The sequence below is a fragment of the Streptosporangium sp. NPDC051022 genome, assembly GCF_040683035.1.
Classification (GTDB): domain Bacteria; phylum Actinomycetota; class Actinomycetes; order Streptosporangiales; family Streptosporangiaceae; genus Streptosporangium.
Map to the genome: position 1 here is coordinate 89,579 of NZ_JBFBCF010000020.1, position 24,215 is coordinate 113,793.

The window sequence follows — 24,215 nt, forward strand, 5'->3', positions numbered from 1 at the left end:
CCGATCGCCACGGTGCCACCGTACGGCGCCGGTCACGGAGTGGCCGAAGGCGAAGGCGACGTGCTGGGCCGGAAACACGGCGAGACCACTGCCAGAAGAAGTTCCATGGTGGTGGTGGTATCAAGGGAAAGGCCGAAACCATCGTCCGTATCTCCGGAGAGGCGCGGCTTTCCCGCATCGAATCTGTGGGTCATCGCGATCTTATGACCGGCGCTCTCCCAGTTACCCTGAATTATCAGAGCCGCCGAAGAAAGATCCTTTTCAGGCAGGCCCTTCAAGTAATAACTCCGCACAACATAGATCTTTCCTGTCGGAACGCTCCCCTCGTTCGGAAGGCACCGATGCTCGGCCAAGCTCGTGGGGAGAAGCTCCAGCCGAGGCTTGGGGGTGATCCCGGAGACCACCTGGTGGATCAGCTCCTCGACCCGGACGGTGGCCTGAGCCTCCGTCAACTGGGAATCACCGCTCGTCATGGCATCATCCTTCGCGCAACCCCCCAGTCCACCGAGCGCCACCAGCGCGACGAGCGCCACCGACATCCGAAACCATCTCATCTTTCCCCTTAAAGCCGACCTATCACTCCGAGGGAACCGGCTGCTGCAGGTAGCGCAGAAGAGCCAGGTCCGACCTCGGAGGCTCCTTCACTTCTCCATACTGGCCAGCCACAATAGAGCCAATGTTTCGCAAAGACTCCGATCTTTCATTCCAGTAGGCGGAGTGGCCCCCGGGATCGACAGCGAAATGCCTGGCACCGAATTTGGGGGCGTAGGGGTCCTCACCGAAGCGCCCAAGGGCTGCGACTTGGTCGTCAGAGGCTGCGCCGACCCACACGTGCTCTGGGTCCACCCCCAGATCGCGGGCGTGACCGACCCCGAGGCCGGGGCTGCCGACGAACACCAGATCGTCGGCGAGCTTACCGAAGGGGCGTTGCACGGCGGCCTTGGCCGTGGTCAGCGAGCCGTAGCTGTGCCCGACCATGGTCAGGTTGGCCGGAACACCGGGATCGTGAGAGGCGCGCAGCCCGTCGACGAAGGAGACCAACTCCTTCGCACCGTTCTCAGCCGCCCCCTCGAAGCCCACCGTATGACCGGGCGTGAGAACCTGACTGATCTGGGGAGCGTCGTAGCCAAGCCAGGCGATGGACGCGGTCCGCTTCTCGGAATCCAATCCATTGGCCCGGTCCCAGGTGAACAGGGCGCGGTCGAAGTCGACGCCATCCCCCTCAACCGTGGTGGTGAAACCGGGTACGTACGTCGTGACGTGGTGAGCCGTGTCCGGGTCACCGTACGAGACCACCGCCCGGCCCTGCCCTGTCACCTCGAAGCCCAGTAACAGTGCCGGAGGCCGGCCGTTGCGGCCTCCTTCGGCGAGGGCGGCCTTCACCGCCTCGACCCGGGCCAGCATGGTGGAGTACTCCGCAAGCTTGGGCCCGAACACACTCCCCGCCCCGAATCCCATGAAACGACCGGGCTGTCGGCTGAGTTCGTCCCGCTTCTTGAGCAACTCAGCCCTCTCGTCCCGGAGACGCTTCTCCTCAAGGGCGAGAAAGGCCCGGTTGGCCGAGTCGCGAGTGGCGGAGGGAATGCCGTTGAGGAAGCCGACCACGCCCGGCGCCTTGTTGATCAGCCCCTGGCGGGCGGCTGGGTCCAGCATCCGCCACCAGGCACTGACCCGCCCGGCCAGACCGGCATCCTTACCCTGCCGTTGCAGTTCCAGCACCTTGCTCAGCGACTTGGTGTCGCCCGTCCGCGCCTGGGCCAGGAGGGACCCGGCTCCATTGCCGTCCGGGGCGAAGGCGCCGAACAGCCCGTACCCCACCAGTCCGGCGGCGGCCAGGTCCGCGCCCTTGCCTCCGCCCCCGCCCGCGAAGGGGTCCGGGCCCGTCCGCTTGATGACCTCCATGCGCTTGCGCAGGTCACCGGCCTGAGCGGCGGCCCATGTACCCGTCTCCCCGACCGTACGGCCCGCCGCCGCGGCCACGCACACCGCCGAGCACTCGGCGTTCAGCCGCGATCCCGCCTCCGGCAGCGCGTGACCGGCGCGGTCCAGTTCCGCCGCCAAGCGCTCCATCGCTTCGACGTCCATTCCGGCGAACGCGCCGCGGGTGGCGGTGGCGACCTCGATCGGCGAGAACAAGCGAGGCGGCGGGGGCGGGTTCTCCCCTCTCCTGGCGATCAAGTCGGCGATCTCGGCAAGCGCCTGCTCGAACGCCGCCTGTAATCGCCTGCGCCGTTCCATCAGCTCATCACCGAACCGGGATGCCCCGCCGCCCACCCAGGCGCTCACCGCCATGGTCCGGGCGGCCGTGTCCAGTGCCGGGGCGTGAATGCCGGCGAGTTCGGCGACCGTGCGATACGCGGCGAGCAACGGCGCCACCGTGGAGGCCGTACCCGGAGTCGTCACCGAGCCATTTCACCAAAAGAACACTAGGTGATCAATAATTCGCTAAACACAAAGACGACCTGACGCGAAAGAGAGACAGCAAAAACAGCAATGCTGTCACCTTTGCCCTCTTTGTCCGTTCAGGCAAGCAGCCGAGCTCCCCTTTTCCTTACCCGTACAAGCTCCGCCGGGAAAAGGGACCGGTCCTTCGTACGGCGAACCGACGAAGTATGGGGGCGAACCCCGCCCCTTCTCCACCGATAACCGCGAGCGAAGACCCCGGCGACGGCGCATACTCACCCGGGCGCGGGTTCTACTATCCCCCCACCCGGCACTCGGCGAGCAAACCGATCATCGCCGTGGGCGTTCTCCTGGCTGACCGCACTGGAGCTGACGACCGACTCCTGGATCACCCCACCGATCCGGCACGCGGCCTTTCCTTGATCTACTTGATCTACGAAAACCGCGGAGACGATACCACGCCGCCCCCTCCTCCCCCTATCGCCCAGTCACGTCGCGCTCCTCCCGGTCGGAGGTCTCGGCCGAACTCCGGCAGGCCCTCTCCCTGTACCGTGCTTTCATGACGGGGCTCGAAGAACTGACCGACCGACTGCGGCGGTTCGCGCAGGACAGGGACTGGGAGCAGTTCCACACACCGAAGAACCTGGCCATGGCCCTGGCCGGAGAGGTCGGCGAGCTGCTCGCCGAGTTGCAGTGGCTGACCCCCGAGGAAACCGCGGCGGTCATGGCGGACGAGGCCTCCGCCGGGCGTGTGCGGTCGGAACTGGCGGACGTCATGACCTACCTGGTCCGCCTCGCCGACGTACTGGAGGTCGACCTCGTCGAAGCGACCCACGCCAAACTCGACGAGAACGACAAACGCTTCCCCGTGGAGACCTATCGCGGGTCGGCCAGGAAGACTCCACCACTCGTCTGATTTTGTCGGATGATCGCTGTAATGTTCCTGAAGTAATGATGCGGCCCGACGGACTTCCGCCGATCGTCTGATCGCGGACACGTCCCCATACCGCACGAGTCTCTCGTGCTGCCTGGGGGTAGGTCCGTGACGGCGTTTCGGCATTCCGCCGAAAGTCTGGCCAAGCTGGTGACCGACGGATCGTTTCTGGAGAAACGGCTTGGCGACATCATCGCCGAACACCTCAGAAGGACCGTGCGCGTCAATCCCTCCCCCGCCGAACGCAGGTCGTGGGACCACAGCCTTCCCATCCTCGCCCACGACCTGGTCGACGCCGGGCTGGGCGACGTCGAGATGCTGATCGAGTATCAACTTCCGCTGACCAGCAAGCGTGCCGACGTCGTGCTGGCGGGGGTGGACCCCCGCACCGGAGGTGACACCTACGTCGTCGTCGAGTTGAAGCAGTGGAGCCAGGCAGAACTGGTAGAGAACGACTCGAATCTCGTCCTCGTCGGGGGCATGCCAGGTGGCCCCCAGTTGCACCCCGTGACCCAGGTCGAAGGCTACTGCGACTACATCGCCGACTTCGTCGGCGCCATCGAGGACCACGCCGATGCGATCAGAGGCGTGGCCTACCTGCACAATGCGGCCGACCTGGACGTCCAGGATCTCTACGCGGGCGTGCGGAGCGAGCGAACGCGCCTGTTCACCAAGAGCCGTCGCGGTGCCTTCCTCGACTACCTCCGCGAGCGGTTCACCCCCGCTTCGGGCGCGGACGCCGCCGACCGGCTGCTCACCAGCGCGATCCGCCCCTCGAAGCAGCTCCTCAAGCTCGCCGCCCAGGAGATCAGGGAGCGCGAGCAATTCGTCCTCCTCGACGAGCAGAAGCTGGCATACGAGATCGTCCTAAATTCTGTGAGCAGAGCCCGCCAAGCCGACTCCAAGGAAGTCGTCATCGTCACCGGTGGCCCTGGCAGCGGCAAGAGCGTCATCGCCTTGTCCCTGCTGGGCGAGCTGTCCCGCCAGGGCCATACCGTCATGCACGCCACCGGGTCTCGTTCCTTCACCGAGACACTGCGCCGTATCCCGGGCAAGGGCTCTTCCAAGGTGAAGAGCCTCTTCAAGTACTTCAACAGCTTCATGCAGGCTGATCGCAATGGCCTCGAGGCCCTCATCTGCGACGAGGCTCATCGCATCCGCGAGACGTCCCAGAACCGCTACACCCGAGCCGAACTGCGCAGCAACCGCCGCCAGGTCGACGAGCTGATCGACGCCGCGCGGGTGCCCGTCTTCCTGCTGGACGAGCATCAAATCGTACGGCCCGGTGAGATGGGCACCGTCGCCGAGATCAGAGGCCACGCCGAAGCCCGCGGTTTCCGCGTCCATGAGATCTCCCTCGACGGGCAGTTCCGCTGCGGCGGCAGCCGGGCGTACGAGGAGTGGGTGCTGCGGCTCCTCGGCCTCCAGGACGGCGGTCCGGTGCCCTGGCAGGGCGACGACCACTTCGAGGTCTCGCTGGTGGACTCACCGCGGGAACTCGAAGCCCTGCTGTACTCGAAGCTGGACGAGGGATATTCCGCCCGGATGACGGCCGGTTTCTGCTGGTCGTGGAGCGACCCAGGTCAGGATGACACTCTCGTCCACGACGTCCAGGTCGGCAACTGGTCCCGCCCGTGGAACGTCAAGGGTGACCGGGCCGTGGGGAGCGCCCCCGCGAGCGCCCTGTGGGCGACCCAGGAGGGTGGCTTCGAGCAGGTCGGCTGTGTCTACACCGCCCAGGGCTTCGAGTACGACTGGAACGGCGTGATCATCGGCCCGGACCTGGTCTATCGCGACGGCAAGCTCGTCGCCGTCCGAAAGGCCAGCAAGGATCCTGCCCTCACCCGGGGAACCACCGACGACCAGGCCGACCGACTGATCAGGAACACCTACAAGGTTCTGCTCACCCGCGGAATGGTCGGCACCACCCTTTTCTCGACCGACCCGGAGACGCAGCTCTTTTTCAGGGGGCTAATGAGACATATCCCTCACACGTAAAGCGATAGGCTGCAATCAAATATACCATTTTATAGCGCGATATGCTCCGTTTCGATGAAACAGGGTTCGGCGAGTTCCAGCCAGCTTGACGAGAGCAGACACAATCGCTTTCCCTTGAGCTTTCCTGCTACCGGGGGACGCATTCGTGAAGGTGGGATACCGTACATCCGCAGAAAGCCTGTTCGCCTCCCCGATAGAGTTGATCACGAGCCGACTGAAGGATCAGCTGGGAGGAGGGGCCCGCTCGGAACCAGCGTCTTGGAAACACAGCCTCCCGTGCTCGCGAAGGACCTCGTCGAGGCAGGACTCGGCAAGGCCGAAGTACTCATCGAGGTTCGGTTTCCCAGACTCAGCCGCGCCGACGTCGTCCTCGCGGGTGTGGACCACACGGGCCGTACCGCCCCCGGGCTGTTGACCTCCTCCGTCAGGGGACCGCGGTTGTTGCTCCTCGCGGGAAGGACCTGGAAGGTCGACTGGATCGACTGGAAACGACGACGGTGCTTCGTCGAACCCGTGGAGGGAACGGGAGGAGAGGCCCGTTGGACGTCGTCGGCGTTCGGCGGAACGTCCTTCGCACTGGCACGTGCCATGCGGGACGTCGCCCTGGGGATGGATCCCCCCGTACGGCTCACGCGCCGTGCTGCCGAAACGCTCGCCAAGACACGCGCAGAGATCGCTGACACGGCTCGTCCCGACGGGACCGTGATCGTGCGCGACGATGGTGACCTGTACTGGTGGACCTGGGCCGGCTACCGGGGCAACGCGACGTTGACGGCCACGCTGAGATCTTTGGCCGATCCCACCCAACGGGTAGACGACCTGCGCATCAGGCTGCGCAACGACCTCACGAGATCCATATGGCACGACGCCTTACGCGCCCTCGAACTCCGGTATCCGGAGGTGGACGACAAGGCAGTGAACGGGCTGAAGTTCAACGCCACACTTCCACGTGACCTTGCCGTCGAGACACTGGCCACCCGTCTGGCTGATTTCTCCGCGGCGGCCTCCGTTCTCGCCGAACCAACGCACCTGCTGATCCGGTGAGGCACCGTTATGGAGACCGCCGGACCAGTACCTCCTGCGGAGCAGGGCAGAATGGCGGACATGGATGCGCGTGTCGCGATTGCCCCTTTCCCGAAAGAAGTAGCGGACGATGGGCGTGCCAACCTCGCCCGACCTCGGATCGCTGCGGTCCAGGGTCGTTGAGGCCGTCATACGAGGTGGTGGGGCCGAGGTCCCACCGGGTGAGGCGAACGGGCTGGTGTGGCTGGTTCCCGGGGAGCCGGAGCGATTGGCGGCGCTGCTGGACGAGCATCCGGGAATCGGGTGGGTGCAGTTTCCGTGGGCAGGGGTGGAGAGGTTCGCAACGTCGGGGGTGTTCCGGCGGCCGGTGACCTTCACCTGCGCCAAGGGGTCGTTCGCGGGGCAGGTGAGCGAGCACGCGCTCATGTTGACATTGGCCTGCCTGCGCAGTGTCTCCCTGCAGGCACGGACACCCAGGTGGTGCTCGGTGGATCCCCGGTCGCTGCACGGGCTGCGGGTGACGGTCCTCGGCGGGGGCGGCATCGCTACCGAGTTGGTCCGGCTGCTGCGGCCGTTCGAGTGCCGGGTCACGGTGATCCGACGTCAGGCCGAAAAGCTGGAGGGGGCGGAGGAGACTCTGCCTCCCACGGCGCTGCACGCCGTACTTCCCGAAACCGACGTGCTGGTGGTGGCTCTCGCGCTGACACCGGAGACACGGCATGTCGTCGGCGCCACCGAACTGGCACTGCTGCCGGCGCACGCCGTCCTCGTCAACGTCGCGCGCGGGGCGCACGTTGACACCGGCGCGCTCGTCGAGGCTCTGCGCGACGGGAAGATTTCCGCAGCGGGGCTGGACGTGACGGATCCAGAGCCGCTGCCCGAGGGGCATCCGCTGTGGAGTGACCCAAGGGTTCTCGTCACCTCGCACTGCGCGGACTCGGCTGAATACGTCACGCGGATGCTCTGCGAGCGGGTGGAGCGGAACGTGCGCAACCTGCGGACGGGGCATCCGCTGGAGGGGATCATCGATCCCGTGGCGGGTTACTGACCCGAACCGGTTCCGTTGGGGATGAACGGTCCTCGGACACAGACAACCGGCTACTCCAGAACGGGAACCCCCAGGTCGACAAGCATGTCAATGGTGGCCGGGTCGGTCGAGTACAGGACTGCGCCGCGCATACCGCGGGTGGCCAACACGCGATAGGTGTTGCGGACAAGGCGGTCGAAGTTCTCCGAGCCTTTGGCGGCGGAGTCTTTGTTCGCTGCGGGATCGGACTTCCATGCCTGTCCTGTCCATGTGAGGTCCGGCCCGAAGATAGCGCCCGCGTAGTCGTACTCGAAGCCCTGGGCCGTGTAGATGCAGCCGATCTGGCCGAACCCGGCGCTGTCCGTCGCCCACAGGTCCGAAGGTGGAACGCCGTTGACAGCTTCCCTGGCTTTCAGGTTCCACGGCCGTCGCCAGTCGCCGATCACGATGTCGTCGACAAGGGTGCCGCGTCTGGGGTCGCTCCAGTCCCAGCAGAATCCCGCCGCGATCCGGGCGGTGCCGCCCTGCCCCTCCTTGGCACGCAGGAAGTTCTCCATGGTGGCGGGGTCGCGCGCGACGTACAGTTCGAAGGTGTCGATCGGCTGCCACGGCTGAGGGCCGGGGAACTCCGGGTCCAGTCCCAGGAGTTGCTCGACCCACCGGACGTATTCGGGACAACCTCCACACCGGAACTGGTGGCGGAGATCGATCTGGTGGACTCCCAGTCCCATCTGGGCGGCGGTTTCCCTGATGAGAGCGACGGACCCCACCTCTCCCTGGCGGACCACCTGGTGCTCGTCGAGCAGAAAAACCGGCACGCCTGCGGCATTGATCAGTTCACGGAGTTGTCCTTGTGCCAGCTCCGCGTCAGTTTGACCACGACGCGTCCGGCGTCCTTCCCGGAGGCGGTGTGCCTCATCCGCGATCAGGACTTCCAGATCGTTCTCATCGGCATGGGTGAAGCTGTTGAAGTAGCTGAAGGTCCGGCGCGTGCGTGCCTCATGCCCGCCGACCACCTCTCGGAGTGTCGTGGTGAAGGATCGACTGCCTGTCGCGTGAACAGCGTGAACACCGCTGCGACTCAGGAGGCCGAGCAGTTCGACCGCGATCACGCTCTTTCCCGTGCCGGGACCGCCCACGATCAGGACGATCTCCTTGTGATCACCCCGCCGACTCGCGGTCACTCGGGCCCTGACGTATTCGTATGCTTCCCGCTGCTCGTCCAGCAGCGGGAACATCGGCCTGTGGCGGACGCTTTCGGCGACCAGCGACATGAGGTCCTCAGCAGGCCGGACGGGCGCCTCCAGCAATTCCTGAACATGCTGGGCCGCCTCCCTCGAAGAGATGACTTTTTTCAGTAGTCGTTTGAACTCGCTCCTTCGGTCGCTTCCGTACATCCGCGCCCAAGGATGCATGTTCTTGGCTTCGCTCAACTTTTGGACGGTGGGCTGGATCGGTTCCAATCCCGCGTCGGGGGCGTTGTGCATGTTGACGAAACAGAAGACTTTTGCTGTCCGCAGCAAGGGGATGAAGTCGAGGAGGACCTGACGGTACCCCCAGGCCTGGGTCAGCGGATGAAGAGTCGGGCGGCCGGGAGACGTCACCGGCGCGTAGACCAGTTCGGAGTCCGGGACCGGCCTCGCCCACGACCATTGCTTGTTCTCGATCACTACGACCGACATGGTTCCGCTGCTGGGATGCGATCCGACAAGGACCATGTCGATCCGTACGTCGGTGATAGGCGTCTTCATCTCCAGGAGCACCTGGACGTCGTCAAGCCCGCTCTCAAGGAGGAGCTTGACGACGCTGGGGACGCTGTTGCCCCAGGACTCGACCTCCCTGAGGTGCGGCATCTCGCCGAACATTTCATGGAAACTCCGCCGGAGGAACCTGACTAGGGTGCCGCTTTCAATGAGTTCTGCCAGTTCTCGGGCGGATGCCCGGTACAGACAGCGTGATGTCACGAAAGCCCGCTCCTTTGACATCTGGTTGTCTTCCGGAAGGCGTGTCAGCTCCACAAGTAGCGGAAGACACACATGCACCGTAACGTGTCACGATATTTCTCCGCCATTCGGACAAAAAGCCCATATGTGCCATTGCATGAAACAGCTCTCCTCATCCCCATGAGAGGGAGTCGCTCTCCCCGAAGCCGCCAGAGCCTCGGCCGGCACGCCGAACTCCGTCAGAAATCCCGCGGACCGAACTCCTCGACGTCAAGCCCTGCGGAAAACGCGACGAGTCCCACAGCGCAGGACAGCAGGAATCCGCTCAAGGCCGGGCTGTTCTGGTTCTTCGCGCTCACCGGCGAGAGGACGAGCGCCTGCACACACGTTGACACGTTCGTCAGGGCCTTCCAGCTCGGCTGACGTCCTCGCCAACACCTGAATGTCGTGACCACGAACGCTCGCCGAGTCGGGCACCGTTCATCGGCGCCGACCCGCTTCGCTCCGCCGCTCGCCGTACCGGCGCTTCGAACAACCGCACATATGGTGGGGATGTCTCGCCGTATCGGCGGCCTTGCGGTGCCGGAGCCGTCAGGGCACCACGTTGGGGATGGCTCGCCGTACCAATGGGCTTCTCGTACCGGTCATCAGAGCACACGTCAGGTATGACTCGTCGCGTCGGCGGACTTTCGGGGGCGGTCAGCAGGGCGCCGGCGTGGCAAGGTGACAGGGGGAAGGGCAGTGATGGGGGTTCGCCGGGGTGGTTGGTGGGGGGCGCGCGTGTCTCTGGGGGCGCGGGACACCGGGAGTTGGTGAAGATTTGGGTAAAAAGTCCGGTTGCGTCAAGGATGCGTATTGACGCGTAAACCACACCGAACCATACTTCCCCTCATGGGAGCACAGAAGTCCACAGAAACGGGCACACATGCTGCCCGCTGAGCGGCACACGCGGATCGGAGAGGCGCTGCGAGCCTCCCGTGTGGTCAGCACGGACGAGCTCGCACGCGATCTCGGGGTGTCCGCGGAGACGATCCGCCGTGACCTCGTACTGCTGGAGCGCCGGGGCAAGCTGGCCCGTGTGCACGGGGGCGCGACGATCGCGCTGGGGCAGGCGGCCGGGGAGGAGGCTCCGTTCCCGGAGCGCGCCGGGACCGCCGCCGAGGCCAAGAAGCGCATCGGGCGCGCGGCCGCGACGCTCACGCACCCGGGACAGACGATCGTGATCGACGTGGGGACCACCGCCGTCGACGTGGCCCGTGCCCTGCCGCTGGACTTCTCCGGGACCGTGGCCACGTGTTCCCTCCTGGTCGCGGCGGAGCTCTCCGAGCGGCCCGACGTCGAGGTCCTCGTCTGCGGCGGCAGGCTGCGGGGAGGGGATCTCGCGCTCTCGAACTCGGTCGCCCAGGCGTTCTTCGCGGATCTGAACCCGGACATCGCCTTCCTCGGGTCCGGCGGCGTCGACGCCGTGACGGGCCTGACCGACTACTACCTGGACGAGATCGCCGTGCGCAGGACGATCCACAGGAACGCGGCCCGCTCCTACGTGCTGGCCGACTCGAGCAAATTCGGCAGGATCGCCCGCCACCGCGTCGCGGGTATGGACGAGTTCACGGGCCTCATCACGGAGGCCGAACCGCCCCCGAGCATTCGGGACGCCGTCACGCGCGGGGGCGGGGTGATCGTTCTGCCCTGAGAGCCTCTGCCCGAATCTGCCGGAATCTATCCGAACCGGAATCTGTCCGAACCGGAATCTGTCCGAACCGGAATCTGTCCGAATCTGCCGGAATTCGACCGAAGAGGCCTCCGAGGATTCCTGAAGGTTTCCGAGGATTCGAGGAGCCGGGCGGCGCGGCAACGCCACCCGGCTCGGACCCCCCACCGATGCGCCATCTGACAGGAAACATAGGAGTTGGATCCATGCCCCAGTATTCACCACCCGAACAGGACAACCAGACCAGCGCGAGCGTCGAGGAGTTCGGCTACAAGCAGGCGATGAAGCGCGGTACCGGCCGCTTCGCGTCGTTCGCGGTGGCGTTCGCCTTCGTCTCGATCGCCACCGGCATCTTCACCACGTACGGCTCGGTGCTGAACAGCTCGGGACCCGCCGGCATCTGGACCTGGCCGATCGTGATCGTGGGGCAGCTCGCCGTCTCGTTCATCTTCGGCTCGCTGGCCGCGCGCATCCCGGTGACCGGCTACTCCTACCAGTGGACCTCCCGCCTGGCCAACCCGCTCCTCGGCTGGATCATCGGCTGGATCTCGTTCACGTTCCTGGGGATCGTGGTGGTCGCGGTCGACTACACCATCGCCTCGACCGTGCTGCCCGTACTGCTGAAGTACGAGGGCACGGCGATGAACGCGTGGGCGATCACCGGGGTGGTCATCCTCGCCCAGGCCCTCTTCGTGGGCCTGTCGACGAAGTGGACTGAGCGGGTCAACAACTTCGCCGTCTCCGCGGAGCTCATCGGCATGATCGCCCTCGTCCTCCTGCTGCTGGGCGTGGGCTTCGTGGCCAAGGAGGTCAACTTCGCGAACCTGTTCAGCACCGGCGCGGTCCCGTCCGAGGGCTACTTCAGCTTCGGCACGCTCACCTCGGCCGGTCCCTGGATGCTGGGCTTCCTGCTGGGCGCGTTCACGATCGTCGGCTTCGAGTCGGCGGCCAACCTCGCCGAGGAGACGAAGGACCCGGCCCGCGTCGTGCCCCGCGCGATGTGGCAGGCGGTCCTCGCCTCCGGTGTGCTCGGGTTCCTGTTCCTCATCGCCGTCACCCTGCTGGCGGGCGACCCGGTCGAGCTGGCGAAGTCGGCGACGCCGATCGCGGACGTCATCAGCCGGGTTCTCGGCCCCGTCGTGGGTACGGCCCTGCTCGTCCTGGTGGTCATCGCGATCTTCGCCTGCGGCATGGTGATCCTCATGAGCGGGGTGCGCCTGGTGTGGGCGATGTCCCGTGACGAGCGCTTCCCCGGCTGGCAGGCGCTGCGGAAGGTCTCCCCGAGGTTCGGCACGCCGCTGAACGCCACCGTGTTCATGTGCGTCGTCGGCGAGCTGATCCTGGCGATCTTCTCCACCCGGACCGACGCCCTCTTCGGGCTGTTCGCCGCCGCGACCCTGCTGCCGGCGATCATCTACACCGCGACCGTCGCCCTGTACGTGGCCAAGCGGAAGTCGCTGCCGCCGAGCAAGGGGTTCGCCCTGGGCCGCTGGGAGATCCCGGTGATCGTGATCGCGGTGATCTGGCTGGTGTTCGAGTTGTCGCTGTTCCGCGACGCCTCGTTCGCCGACCCGTGGACCTACGTGCTGATCATGCTGGTGCTGGGAGCCCTCTACCTGGCCTACCTCCTGGTCACGCGGGGCGGCGCCAAGGGCCTGGCGATGCCGGACATGCACTCCATCGACGCGGAGCTGGACGCCGACGCCGAGACCGCCAGGCACGGCGCCAAGCACGCCGCCGGGAACCCGAGCCGGGCACAGGGACGATGACGACCGTACTGGCGATCGACCAGGGCACCTCCGGCACCAAGGCGGTCGTCGTCGACGGTGCCGGAAAGGTGCTCGGCCTCGCCGAGTTGCCGGTCCGCCCCGCCTACCTGCCCGGGGGCGGGGTCGAACAGGACCCGGGGGAACTGCTCGACTCGGTCCTGGAGGCGGGGCGGCAGGCCCTCGCGCGGGCCGGGGTGCCGATCGACGCCGTCACGCTGGCCAACCAGGGCGAGACCGTGCTGGCGTGGGACCCCGGCACGGGTGAGCCACTCTCCCCCGCCATCGTGTGGCAGGACCGCCGCTCCGAGGGCATCTGCGCGGAGCTCGACGGGGAGAGGGAGCGGATCGCCGAGACCACCGGCCTGATCCTGGACCCGTACTTCTCCGCGCCCAAGATGGCGTGGCTGCGCCGGAACATGACCCGGGAAGGGGTGGTCACCACCTCCGACTCCTGGCTCGTCCACCGGCTGACCGGCGAGTTCGTCACCGACGTCTCGACGGCCAGCCGGTCGCTGGTCACGCGGCTCGACGACGCCGAGTGGGACGCCGGGTTGCTGGAGCTGTTCGGGCTCGGCGGGGAGCGCCTGCCGCGCATCGTCGCGTGCGACGAGGTGGTCGGCGGTACCTCCGCCTTCGGCGGGGACGTTCCCGTCGCCGGGCTGGTGGTCGACCAGCAGGCGGCGCTGCTCGCCGAGAACTGCCTGAAGGCGGGCGAGGCGAAGTGCACGTTCGGCACCGGCGCGTTCCTGCTGGCCAACACCGGCACCTCCGCCGCGCGCTCGACCTCCGGTCTGGCGGCCTCCGTCGCCTGGCGGGTCAGGGGGGAGACCTCCTACTGCTTCGACGGCCAGGTCTACACGGCGGCCTCGGCCGTACGGTGGATGCAGGACCTGGGCCTCGTCCGCACCGCCGCCGACCTCGACGCCGTCGCGGCGGACGACAGCGAGGGCGTGCTGTGCGTCCCGGCGCTGGCGGGGCTGGCCGCCCCGTGGTGGCGGCCGGACGCCAAGGCCGCGTTCACCGGGATGACGCTCTCGACCGGGCGGGGGCACCTGGTGCTCGCCGTACTGCAGGGCATCGCGGCGCAGGTCGCCGAGCTGGGTGACCTCGTCGCGGCCGATCTCGGGCAGCCGCTGAGCACGCTCCGCGTGGACGGCGGGCTCACCCGTAGCCGCGTCCTCATGCAGGCGGTCGCCGACCTGACGCAGGTCAGGATCGACGTCTACCCGTCCGAGCACGCCACGCCGCTGGGCGCGGTGGCGCTGGCCCGCGCCTCGCTCGACCCGTCGCTCGCGCTTGAGGACGCGGTCGACGCGTGGGAGCCCAGCACGACCTACGAACCCCGGTGGCCCGCCGGCCGGGCGGCCGATTTCCGCGCCCGCTGGAGAGAGGCCGTCTCCGCCGTCACGGCACAGGGCACGGTACGGACCACCACGACACGGGAGGAAGAGCGGTGAGCACCACGGGGGAAACGGTGAACACCACGGAGGGGACCACGTTCGACGTGGTGGTGATCGGCGCCGGCATCGTCGGCTCGGCCATCGCCAGGAAGCTGGCGGGCCACGAGCTGAGCGTCGCGCTGCTGGAGGCGCGCGACGACGTCGGAGACGGCACCAGCAAGGCGAACACCGCCATCCTGCACACCGGTTTCGACGCCAAGCCCGGCACCCTGGAGTCCCGCCTGGTGCGGGAGGGATACCACCTGCTGTCCGCCTACGCCGAGCGGACGGGCATCCCGGTCGAGCGCACCGGCGCCCTGCTGGTCGCCTGGGACGACGAGGAGCTCGCCGCCCTGCCGGGCCTGAAGGAGAAGGCGGAGCGGAACGGGTACGGCGAGACGGAGATCGTCGGCCCCGACGAGGTGTACCGGCAGGTGCCCCACCTCGGGCCGGGGGCGCTGGGCGGTCTGACCGTTCCCGGCGAGTCCATCATCTGCACCTGGACCACCAACCTCGCGCTGGCCACGGAGGCCGTACTGCGCGGCGCGACACTGCTGACGGGCCGGAGGGTCCAGTCGGTCGAGGAACGCGGCGAGACGACCGTGCTGCGCACCTCGGCCGGAGACGTCAGCGCCCGCTGGGTCGTCAACGCGGCCGGGCTGGGCGCCGACGTCGTCGACCGGCTGTTCGGCCACGACCGGTTCACCGTCACGCCGAGGCGCGGCGAGCTGCTCGTGTACGACAAGCTCGCCCGCCCGCTGGTCAACAGGATCGTCCTGCCGGTGCCCACCTCGCGCGGCAAGGGCGTCCTGGTCAGCCCGACCGTCTACGGCAACGTCCTGCTCGGCCCGACCGCGGAGGACCTCACCGACCGCACCGACACCGGGACCTCGGAGCAGGGGCTGGAGTTCCTGCTGGGCAAGGGGGAGAAACTCATGCCCGACCTGCTGCGGGAGGAGGTCACGGCGACCTACGCGGGCCTGCGCGCGGCGAGCGACCACCCGGACTACCTCATCGAGGCCGACGAGCGGCGGCGCTACGTCCTCGTCGGCGGGATCCGCTCCACCGGCCTCACCGCCGGCATCGCCATCGCCGAGTACGTCGCCGAGCTCGCCGGGAAGGCCGGGCTGCCGCTCGTGCCGCGCGACGACCTGCCGGAGCCGCCCCGCATGCCCAACATCGGGGAGGCCTACCTCCGTCCCTACCAGGACGCCGCCCGGATCGCCGCCGACCCCGCCTACGGGAAGGTGGTCTGCTTCTGCGAGCGGGTGACCGCGGGTGAGATCCGCGACGCCTTCCGGTCGCCGATCCCGCCGACCGGCCTGGAGGGGCTGCGCCGCCGTACCCGGGCGATGAACGGCCGCTGCCAGGGCTTCTTCTGCGGCGCGGAGGTCACGAAACTGCTGGAGACCAGGGGCGAGGCCGCGAACCCGCCGGAGACAGGGGACGGGGACGCCGCCGGGCGGTGCCGCTCCGCGCTGGAGACCAACCGATGAGCAACGACACCACCACCGACAGCACCGACAGCACCGGCACCGCCGTCACCGTCCTGAGGCCCGCCGTCGTCATCGTCGGCGCCGGTCCGTCCGGGCTGAGCGCCGCCCGCGAACTCGCACCGAGGCTCGACGGTGACGTCCTCGTCCTCGACCGGGAGAGTACGGCCGGCGGCATCCCCCGCCACAGCGACCATCCCGGCTACGGGATCAGGGACATGGGACGCTTCATGAGCGGGCCCGCCTACGCCCGCAGACTCGTCCGGCAGGCCGAGGCGGCCGGGGCGACGATCCGTACGGACGCCACCGTGACCGGCTGGGCCGGTGAGCGCACGATCGAGGCGACCACCCCGCAGGGCCGCATCCGCGTCGAGGCCGGGGCCGTCGTCCTGGCCACCGGCGCCCGTGAACGCCCCCGTCCGGCCCGGCTCATCCCCGGTGACCGGCCTCACGGCGTCTACACCACCGGGCACCTGCAGAACCTCGTCCACCTCAAGCACGGCAGGGTGGGCGAGCGGGCGGTCATCGTGGGCGCCGAACTGGTCAGCTGGTCGGCGGCGCTGACGTTGCGGGAGGCGGGCTGCCGTACCGTCCTGATGACCACCGAGTATCCCCGCGCCGACTCCTACGCCCTGTTCAGCGTCCCCGGCAGGATCCTGTTCGGGACGAAGGTCGCCACCCGCACCCGCGTGGCGCGGATCATCGGCAGGCCGGAGCTCAGGGCCGTCGAGATCGAGAACGTCGACACCGGCGAGAGAAGGGTCGTCGAGTGCGACACGCTCGTCCTCACCGGTGACTGGATCCCCGACCACGAGCTCGTGCGCGCCGCCGGGATCGCCATGGACCCCGGTACGCAGGGCCCGCTGGTCGACAGCGCGATGCGCACGGACCGGCCCGGCGTGTTCGCCGTGGGCAACATGCTCCACCCGGTCGACACGGCCGACATCGCGGCGATCGACGGCGCCCACGTGGCGCGTTCGGTCATGGCGTGGCTGAACGGCACCGCACGGTCGAAGCCCGGGACATGGCCGGACCACGGGACGGCGCGGGCCGACACCGACAGTGAAACGCGGACCGTCGAGGAAACGCGGACCGGCGGGGGGACACCGGCCGGCGGGGAGGCGTCCGCCGGGCAGGTGCGCCTGATCGCCGATCCGCCCTTCCGGTGGGTCTCGCCGGAGATCCTTCGCCCCGGTGACCCCGTACCCGCCCGTCGCCGCCTGCTGCTGTGGAGCGACCGGTACATCCCGTTCCCGCACGTCGTTCTCAGACAGGGAGGAAAGGTCGTGGCGCGCAGGCGGGTGTGGTGGCCCGTGGCCCCCGGCCGGGTGTTCCGCGTCCCGACGGACGTCCTGTCCTCGGTCGACCCCGGGGGCGGCCCCGTGCACATCACCGCGGAACCCTGACGGCCCCGGACGGCCCCTGACGGCCGCTGACGGCCGCTGACGGCCGCTGACGGCCGCTGACGGCCGCTGACGGCCCCGGACGATCACGAACGCGGCGAAGGCTAGTGGTCGCCGCCTGCCGGGGCACGTACGGCCGGGCGCTCTCCTCCTCGATCACCCGGGCGGCGGCCGGGTAGGCGGCCAGGAGGCTCTCGGCGACCACCGCCACCGTCTCGCCACCGTCTCGCCGCCGGGCAGGAACCGGGCAGGAACGCGGGGGTGTGCGGTCCCGACGAGGTGTCCGTGGTGGCCCACGACACGTCCCTCCCCGCCGCGGTGATCGCCCGTCACACGTCCTCCCCCAGGCCGTAGACGCGGCGGGCGTTCCCGGCGCCGATCATCGTGGCGACCCGTACGGCCTGCGCCTCACTCCACTCCCCGTCCGCCACGAAACCGGACAGCACCCGGGTCGTCGCCCGCCGCCAGAGCAGGGCGCCCAGGTGGTGCAGCTCGGCGGGTCCCCAGGCGTCGGAGGAGAAGAGGATCTTCGCGAACGGGGCCGGCTCCAGGCTCTCGGCCACGACGGCCACGCTGCGCGCCCCGGTGTAGTTCACGCCCAGCCCGACGTCGAAGTAGACGTTCGGGTAGACGTGGGCGAGGAAGCCCGCGTTGCGGTGGAACGGGTAGCAGTGCAGCAACAGCAGCGGGACCCCGCTGGGTTCGGCCAGCTCGATGAGGCCGCGCAGCAGCAGCGGATCGGAGCGGCGCAGGTCCACGTCGGGGTCGCCGTAGCCGATGTGGAACTGCAGCGGCAGACCCCGTTCGACGCCCTTCCAGATCAGGTGGCGCAGCAGCACCGGGTCGTCGACGCGGATCGTCCCGGTCAGATCCGTCTCCCGCAGCCAGCGTCCCGCCGCCGCCGTCACCTCGCCGGGGGCCGGCGGGCGGGGGTCGATGTCGAGCCCGTACCGGTAGGCGACGATCGTCTTCAGACCGCGGGCCGTACGGCTGCGCTCCCACAGCGCCGCCTCGAAGCGGGCCGCGAACCCGGTGGCGTCGGTCCCGTCGGCGACGACGCGTTCGGCGACCGCCTCCAGACGGACGACCTCGTCGGCGGGGCGCCCCGACACCGCCGCCATCCCGGCCGGGTCGAGGATCTCCTCCCCCCGGTAGCCGGTCTCGACCAGGAAGTGGCCGATCCCGCTGGCGGCGAGCAGGCGCCTGTTGACCTCCTCGGCCCCCAGCTCGCCGCGGCGGGCGAGATAGGTCTCGGGGTCGGTGTGCGGGTCGAGGCCGAGCACGGGCGCGCAGTGCCGCAGGACGGCGAAGCCGATCTGGGAGTCGAACTGGGTCATCCAGCCGGGCACCGGCCGGTCGGACTCGGTGATCAGCTCCTCGAACCGCCGCCGGGACACGTTCTCGGCCAGGGCTCCGTGCACGTGGTGGTCGACCAGCGGGATCGCCTCGACCGCCCGTTCCAGGGACTCGAGGGGCTCCCGTCTCCCCATCCGGCACGGGGCCGTCGTCCCGCCCGCGTTCCCGTCCTCGCCGGTCATCGCGCCCCCTCTCGGCCGTCCCGGGTCGCCCAAAGCCTCATTCTGACCGGTCGGCATGGGTGAGCGGGGCTCCGTATCGGGGAACGTGACGGTCACGCCCGCCGTACGGAAAACATCTTCGGATGTGATATTCCCCCACAACTGCCGCCCATCAATCAACTGCACTCCAGCGACACAACTCCAAATATGATTAGGTAGCGAAAACCATTTAATATGATGGGAAAAATGCTATTGTTCGGCACACGGCCGTGCGTTGGCGCAATCGGGGATCCCCAACGCGGCTTGGCGACAGGGCGACAGCGTCGAAAGCCAGAGCGGTCACACCGCTTGTCGAAACGTCCGCCGCTCTCGCGGACGCCTGGGGGAGAAGCCGTCGATGCTCCAGACCATCCTGCTCGTGCTCGGCCTGCTCGCCGTCCTCGTGAGCATGGTGAGCCTCGTGGAAGGCGTCTCGGTGCCCGGACTCGTCTCGGATCTCCGCGCCAAGACCCTGCGCGCGCGCCGCGTCCGCCGTAACCGCCGCGACCACGCCGTCTACCCGTACTTCTACGACATCGGCCTGCAGAGCAGGGTGGACGGCCAGCCGTGCGGGCACCACTTCGCGGTGACCGAGGGCCGGATCAGCGTGGGCAGCTACAAGCTGAACACCACGCCCATGCCCGAGGGGATGTGCCCGGTCTACACCCTGCGCCGCCACGGCGCCGGGCACAGGGTGTCGTGCAGCGGCGAGGAGGCCCGGCTGTGGCGGGACGCCGCGATCGGCTACGTGGCGGCGCTGCGGGAGGCGGGCACGACACTGCGCGCCGCGCACGAGCGCACGAGACTGCGGTTCGTACGGCTGCTGCCCGGCGGGCGACGCAGGATCGCCGCCGAGCTCCAGGAGGCCCGAGGGCGCTTCCGGGAACAGGCTCTGACGGCCGCCGCGACCTACCGGCCCGTACACGACGAGATCGAGCGCCGGATCGGACGGCAGTGCCTCGAGCACGCGCGCCGGGGCGGCTGACAGGACCTCCGGAAACGCCCACCGGGCCGAGCACCGCTCATCGGCGCCGATCCGCCCCGCTTCCCTGCCCGCCGTACCGGCGCCCGGACGGTCACAGACCCGGTGAAGGCAGGTGGTCACCGCTCCCCCTGGACGGCGCGCGCGAAGGCGCCCCCCAAGGCAGGTGGTCACCGTTCCCGCCGGACGGCGTGCGCGAAGGCGCCTCCCAAGGCAAGTGGTCCCCCCCTCCCGCCGGACGGCGTGTGAAGGCGCCCCCCTTCGAACACGGCGCCCGCGCATTCAATAGTGTCCGACCCATGAGCACTCACTATGACGTCGTAGTCCTCGGTGCGGGCCCCGGGGGATACGTGGCCGCGATCCGGGCCGCCCAGCTGGGCCTGAGCACCGCGATCGTCGAAGAGCGTTACTGGGGTGGCGTCTGCCTCAATGTGGGGTGCATCCCCTCCAAGGCGCTGCTGCGCAACGCCGAGCTCGCCCACATCTTCAGCCACGAGGCCAAGACATTCGGCATCCGGGTCGACGGGACGGTCACCTTCGACTACGGCGAGGCGTTCAAACGCAGCCGTAAGGTCGCCGACAGGCACGTCAAGGGCGTGCACTTCCTGATGAAGAAGAACGGCATCGTCGAGTACGAGGGACGGGGCACGTTCGCCGACGCCAACACGCTCCGGGTGACCGGCGCCGACGGCGGTGAGCAGACGGTGACGTTCGACCACTGCATCATCGCGACGGGCGCGACCACGAAGCTGCTGCCGGGGACCTCGGTGAGCGAACGGGTCGTGACGTACGAGGAGCAGATCCTCAGTGACGAGCTGCCCGGCAGCATCGTCATCGCGGGTGCGGGCGCGATCGGCGTCGAGTTCGCGTACGTGCTGCAGAACTACGGCGTCAAGGTGACGATCGTGGAGTTCCTCGACCGCATCGTCCCGCTGGAGGACGAGGAGGTCTCGGCCGAGCTGGCGCGGCACTACAAGCGGCTGGGCGTCGAGGTCCTGACCTCGACGCGCGTGGAGTCCATCGACGACTCGGGCGCCAAGGTGCGCGTGACGGTCTCCCGGGACGGGCAGCGGCAGGTCCTCGAAGCCGACAAGGTGCTGCAGGCCATCGGATTCCAGCCTCGGGTGGAGGGGTACGGGCTGGAGAACGCCGGGGTCGCCCTGACCGACCGGGGCGCCATCGCCGTCGACGGCCGGTGCCGTACGAACGTGCCGCACATCTTCGCCATCGGCGACGTGACCGCCAAGCTGATGCTCGCGCACGCGGCGGAGGCCATGGGGATCATCGCGGCGGAGACCATCGCGGACGCCGAGACGATGGAGCTCGACTACGTGATGATCCCGAGGGCGACGTACTGCCAGCCCCAGGTCGCGAGCTTCGGCTACACCGAGGCGCAGGCACGGGACCTGGGCTTCGACGTCCAGGTGGCCAAGTTCCCGTTCAGCGCGAACGGCAAGGCCCACGGGCTGGGGGACGCGGTCGGCTTCGTGAAGGTCATCAGCGACGGCGAGCACGGCGAGCTGATCGGCGCCCACCTGATCGGCCCCGAGGTCACCGAGCTGCTGCCGGAGCTGACGCTGGCCCAGAAGTGGGACCTGACGGTCAGCGAGGTCGCCCGTAACGTGCACGCTCACCCCACGCTCGGCGAGGCGATCCAGGAGGCGATCCACGGGCTGGCGGGACACATGATCAACATGTGACGGCGGCCCCGGCGGGAACGCCGGAGACCACGACTCCGGCGACTCCGGCGGCTCCGGCGACCCCGGCGGCCTCGGGTGGCCCGGCCGCCCCGGCGCGCGTCCCACGGACACGCGCCGGGCCGCCCGGCTCGCGCCTGAGGACGTCAGCGCGCCGAGGTGTAGGTGACCAGGGAGGCCCGGTTCACCCGGGTGGAGCCGTTGTAGCAGGCGACGTCACGGACCGTCGCGGTGAGCCCGCCGGTGTTCCACGGGGCCAGCAGGTTGCAGTGCTCCGGCCCCGGTCCGTAGGCGGTGACCTGGACGTTGTCGGGCAGCACACCGACGTTCGGGAAGGTCACCAGGCGAAGGCCGAGCCCGGCGGAACGCACGGTGTTCACGCCGCCCTGGGAGTTGTAGTTGATCGCGGGCGGCAGCGGGGCGTAGGGCCCGGGGTTGGCCGGGGTGACGTCGAAGGTGTAGGCGAAGTTCTTCGGCGGAAGCGCCGCCCCGGTGATCGCCCGCTCCCGCTGGTAGGTGAGCGTCCAGCCGCTGTTGACCGGTACTCCGGCGGCGTCGTGGCAGCGCACCCGGACCGTCTGGGCGGCGGGCGTGGAGACCCACCCGCCGACCTTGCAGCGGGCGGCCTGGGAGGGATTGACCGCGGTCACCTGGACGCCGCCCGTTCTGCCCGCCGATCCGAGACCGGGCAGGACGACGTTCCACACTCCCACCGGCCCGGCGGCGACGGTGTTCACCGCGCCGGAGGAGTTGAACTGGTCGGCGATCACCGCGCCGTTGTGGTGGACGTAGCCGAACGCCTTGGGCGCGGGCAGCAGGCCGCTGCTCTGCTCGAAGACGATCGTGAACGGGACGGTCGCCGGGAAACCGCCGGGCCGGAAGCAGCGCACCGCCACGCGCAGGTCGAGGCCCAGGGGGCCCCAGCTCAGGACCTGGCACCAGTGGGCGCCCTGGGAGACGGCCGTGACGTGCACGACGCCGTCGCTGCTCGCGATCTGCGGGAACCGTACGTATGTCGGTCCCCCCGGCGGGGTCGTGACCGAGACCGTGGGACCGGGCGTCCAGCTTCCCGCCTGGCGGGCGAGGTCGGGGACGCCGTTGAAGACATCGACGTAGGCGAATCCCCAACGGTTGGGGACCGTGGTCCCCGCCCTGGCGGCCATGGCGGCGAAGGTGGCCGCGAGCGTGACGAGGACGCAGAGGATTCCCGTGATTGCCTTTCGTGACTTAAGCATGCCGTTCTCCATCGGCTGGGGGGACGAACGGCCAGACACGATCGCGACCCCGCGCGACAGGCAGAACAAGGTCGAGAGAGAACCGCGAGAGATGTCTGGTTCGAGCCGTTTTTCAAGCTCTCGACAACGCACGCCGTTCGCAGAGGGCTCGGCCTCCCCGATCGCGTCGGCGGCGCGTGCGGCGCAGGAGTCAGTGAGTCGACGGCCCCCGCCGAACGCCCGCGAGCGATCGGACGCGCTCCGCGCCCCGGCGGTCGACCACCGGATGCGGCCACACCCTCATCTGATCACAAAGCGTTAATCATCGATTACTTTATGTCATAGTACGGCTACGGCCCGTTCCGTCAACCCCCTGCTCAGAGCATGTGAGGAGACACGCGGGAGTACGGCGGCGGCCAGAGCCCCCGGAGCGGCCGACCGGGGGCCGACCCGGGGACCGGCCGGGGGGCCGAAAGAACACGGGGGAACGCCGGAAGAGGCCACAAGAGGCCCTAGGAGACCACAGGAGGCCGGTAGGCCACGGGGAGGGGGCCGGGAACGCGCGCCGGGACGTCGCCCGCCTCACTCCCGGGCCGAGGTCCCGTCGCCGCCGGAGGCGTGTTGCAGGGAGCCGACCACGTCGGGGTCGATGGCGAAGAAACCGTAGAGGTCGGTCATCCGCAGGAGCCGCTCGAAGTGCCCCCGCACGCCCGCCAGCCGCATCCACCCGCCCGCGTCGAAGGCCAGGGCCATCCCGCTGAGAAAGGTCCGCAGGCCGTTCGAGTCACAGAAGGTGATCCCCTCGACGTCGAGGACCAGCCGGACGTGACGGTTCGCGACCAGCTCGTGGATGGTGTTCCTCAGCAACGGACTGGAGGTCCGGTCGATGTCACCCGTGACCGTGAGCACGGCGCACCCCGCCTCCTCGTGGTGGGTGACGTGGACGAACAGCTCCTCGCTCATCGCCCGTTTCTCCCTCCCCCCTCACCGATGGCGCGGCCCGCCCCGGCGGTCCCACGACCCGATCACAAGGTATACCCGTCCTCCGCGGGCGATCGGGCGACGACCTGGAGACATGTGCATAACGTCTCTCGACGCCGGGGCGGGAGGAGCCGGCGGGGCGGGAGGACCCTGCGGGGCGGATCTCCCGGCGCAAGTCACCGCGAGGCCACAAAACCCGGTCTGGACACTTTACGTGTCCATGTGTTTACTTTACGTGATCACAGCAGCACCATCCGACCCAGGAGAGAGCATGCGCCCCAACAAGCTCACGACTGTCGCCCTGGCCGCCCTCGTCGGGTGCGCCGGTCTGACGGCGGTGTCCGTCGCGCCGGCCACGGCCTCCGCCCGCGCGGCCGCCGACTTCAGCGAGTACCAGGTCGTCACCCTTCCCAACGCCAACGTCCCCAACTTCACCCGCCGCACGGTCAAGTGCCCCGCTGGCAAGCGGGCCACCGGGGGCGGCGCCGAGGCCCGCGGCAACGACGCGATCCTCGTCGGCTCCTTCCCCACCGATGACGGCACCGGCTGGATCGGCCTCGGCCGCCAGCCCGGGCACAACGACGTCGGCATCAGCGTCTTCGTGATCTGCGCCAAGGTGGGCTGACCATCCCGAGGGGCCCG

The 24,215-nt window shown here is 68.7% G+C and carries 19 protein-coding genes; 12 read left to right on the forward strand and 7 right to left on the reverse strand.

Going from position 1 to position 24,215, the window contains the following annotated elements; translation table 11 throughout:
- Window positions 1-32 precede the first annotated feature (32 nt).
- Both AB0N02_RS28700 and AB0N02_RS28705 read right to left on the reverse strand, forming a co-directional pair.
- Complete coding sequence (locus AB0N02_RS28700) at window positions 33-539, reverse strand: hypothetical protein (protein ID WP_363952741.1); 507 nt, start codon at window positions 537-539, stop codon at window positions 33-35.
- A 37-nt stretch (window positions 540-576) separates the two neighbouring features.
- Complete coding sequence (locus AB0N02_RS28705; protein WP_363952743.1) at window positions 577-2,376, reverse strand: alpha/beta hydrolase; 1,800 nt, start codon at window positions 2,374-2,376, stop codon at window positions 577-579.
- 586 nt (window positions 2,377-2,962) lie between these two features.
- Between AB0N02_RS28705 and AB0N02_RS28710 the strand changes: the two genes are divergently transcribed.
- The 4 genes from AB0N02_RS28710 to AB0N02_RS28725 all read left to right on the forward strand — a co-directional run bounded on the left by AB0N02_RS28710 (window position 2,963) and on the right by AB0N02_RS28725 (window position 7,406).
- Entirely contained in the window at window positions 2,963-3,319 is a 357-nt protein-coding gene (locus tag AB0N02_RS28710; protein WP_363952745.1) for a nucleotide pyrophosphohydrolase, read from the forward strand.
- 126 nt (window positions 3,320-3,445) lie between these two features.
- The gene (locus AB0N02_RS28715; protein ID WP_363952747.1) at window positions 3,446-5,335 is read left to right on the forward strand and encodes a DUF2075 domain-containing protein; all 1,890 of its coding nucleotides are present in this window, start codon (window positions 3,446-3,448) and stop codon (window positions 5,333-5,335) included.
- Window positions 5,336-5,611: 276 nt separating this feature from the next.
- Complete coding sequence (locus tag AB0N02_RS28720; RefSeq protein WP_363952749.1) at window positions 5,612-6,379, forward strand: hypothetical protein; 768 nt, start codon at window positions 5,612-5,614, stop codon at window positions 6,377-6,379.
- 109 nt (window positions 6,380-6,488) lie between these two features.
- Complete coding sequence (locus tag AB0N02_RS28725) at window positions 6,489-7,406, forward strand: D-isomer specific 2-hydroxyacid dehydrogenase family protein (protein ID WP_363952751.1); 918 nt, start codon at window positions 6,489-6,491, stop codon at window positions 7,404-7,406.
- A gap of 50 nt (window positions 7,407-7,456) precedes the next feature.
- Here the strand turns inward: AB0N02_RS28725 and AB0N02_RS28730 are convergent, their stop codons facing one another.
- Both AB0N02_RS28730 and AB0N02_RS28735 read right to left on the reverse strand, forming a co-directional pair.
- Window positions 7,457-9,250 carry a DUF2075 domain-containing protein gene (locus tag AB0N02_RS28730; RefSeq protein WP_363952753.1) on the reverse strand — a complete coding sequence of 598 codons (1,794 nt, stop codon included), beginning with the start codon at window positions 9,248-9,250 and terminating at the stop codon, window positions 7,457-7,459.
- Window positions 9,251-9,567: 317 nt separating this feature from the next.
- Window positions 9,568-9,711 (reverse strand): hypothetical protein, encoded by a 144-nt coding sequence (locus AB0N02_RS28735; protein WP_363952755.1) that lies wholly within the window; start codon window positions 9,709-9,711, stop codon window positions 9,568-9,570.
- 542 nt (window positions 9,712-10,253) lie between these two features.
- On the opposite strand from AB0N02_RS28735, the gene AB0N02_RS28740 reads away from it, so the two are divergent.
- From AB0N02_RS28740 to AB0N02_RS28760, 5 genes are all read left to right on the forward strand, one after another.
- Window positions 10,254-11,021, forward strand: coding sequence for a DeoR/GlpR family DNA-binding transcription regulator (locus tag AB0N02_RS28740; protein ID WP_363952757.1), 768 nt, complete (start codon window positions 10,254-10,256; stop codon window positions 11,019-11,021).
- 224 nt (window positions 11,022-11,245) lie between these two features.
- On the forward strand, window positions 11,246-12,808 hold the full coding sequence (locus AB0N02_RS28745; RefSeq protein WP_363952759.1) for an amino acid permease: 1,563 nt from the start codon (window positions 11,246-11,248) through the stop codon (window positions 12,806-12,808).
- On the forward strand, window positions 12,805-14,265 hold the full coding sequence (locus tag AB0N02_RS28750) for an FGGY family carbohydrate kinase (RefSeq protein ID WP_363952761.1): 1,461 nt from the start codon (window positions 12,805-12,807) through the stop codon (window positions 14,263-14,265). The genes AB0N02_RS28745 and AB0N02_RS28750 overlap by 4 nt, the downstream gene beginning before the upstream one ends.
- Window positions 14,262-15,743: an NAD(P)/FAD-dependent oxidoreductase gene (locus AB0N02_RS28755; protein WP_363952763.1), complete on the forward strand. Its 1,482-nt coding sequence runs from the start codon at window positions 14,262-14,264 to the stop codon at window positions 15,741-15,743. The genes AB0N02_RS28750 and AB0N02_RS28755 overlap by 4 nt, the downstream gene beginning before the upstream one ends.
- Window positions 15,740-17,146 carry an FAD-dependent oxidoreductase gene (locus AB0N02_RS28760; RefSeq protein ID WP_363952765.1) on the forward strand — a complete coding sequence of 469 codons (1,407 nt, stop codon included), beginning with the start codon at window positions 15,740-15,742 and terminating at the stop codon, window positions 17,144-17,146. Before AB0N02_RS28755 ends, AB0N02_RS28760 begins: the two co-directional genes overlap by 4 nt.
- A gap of 326 nt (window positions 17,147-17,472) precedes the next feature.
- On the opposite strand, the gene AB0N02_RS28765 is transcribed toward AB0N02_RS28760, so the two are convergent.
- Window positions 17,473-18,681 (reverse strand): amidohydrolase family protein, encoded by a 1,209-nt coding sequence (locus AB0N02_RS28765; RefSeq protein ID WP_363952767.1) that lies wholly within the window; start codon window positions 18,679-18,681, stop codon window positions 17,473-17,475.
- 376 nt (window positions 18,682-19,057) lie between these two features.
- Between AB0N02_RS28765 and AB0N02_RS28770 the strand changes: the two genes are divergently transcribed.
- Together AB0N02_RS28770 and lpdA are read left to right on the forward strand one after the other, a co-directional pair.
- Window positions 19,058-19,684 (forward strand): hypothetical protein, encoded by a 627-nt coding sequence (locus tag AB0N02_RS28770; RefSeq protein WP_363952769.1) that lies wholly within the window; start codon window positions 19,058-19,060, stop codon window positions 19,682-19,684.
- Window positions 19,685-19,980: 296 nt separating this feature from the next.
- Window positions 19,981-21,381, forward strand: a complete 1,401-nt coding sequence (lpdA, locus tag AB0N02_RS28775) for a dihydrolipoyl dehydrogenase (RefSeq protein WP_363952771.1) — start codon at window positions 19,981-19,983, stop codon at window positions 21,379-21,381.
- A gap of 143 nt (window positions 21,382-21,524) precedes the next feature.
- On the opposite strand, the gene AB0N02_RS28780 is transcribed toward lpdA, so the two are convergent.
- Window positions 21,525-22,613 (reverse strand): hypothetical protein, encoded by a 1,089-nt coding sequence (locus AB0N02_RS28780; protein WP_363952773.1) that lies wholly within the window; start codon window positions 22,611-22,613, stop codon window positions 21,525-21,527.
- A 561-nt stretch (window positions 22,614-23,174) separates the two neighbouring features.
- On the reverse strand, window positions 23,175-23,555 hold the full coding sequence (locus AB0N02_RS28785; RefSeq protein WP_363952775.1) for an STAS domain-containing protein: 381 nt from the start codon (window positions 23,553-23,555) through the stop codon (window positions 23,175-23,177).
- A gap of 289 nt (window positions 23,556-23,844) precedes the next feature.
- On the opposite strand from AB0N02_RS28785, the gene AB0N02_RS28790 reads away from it, so the two are divergent.
- Window positions 23,845-24,198, forward strand: coding sequence for a hypothetical protein (locus AB0N02_RS28790; protein WP_363952777.1), 354 nt, complete (start codon window positions 23,845-23,847; stop codon window positions 24,196-24,198).
- The last annotated feature ends 17 nt before the right edge of the window (window positions 24,199-24,215 follow it).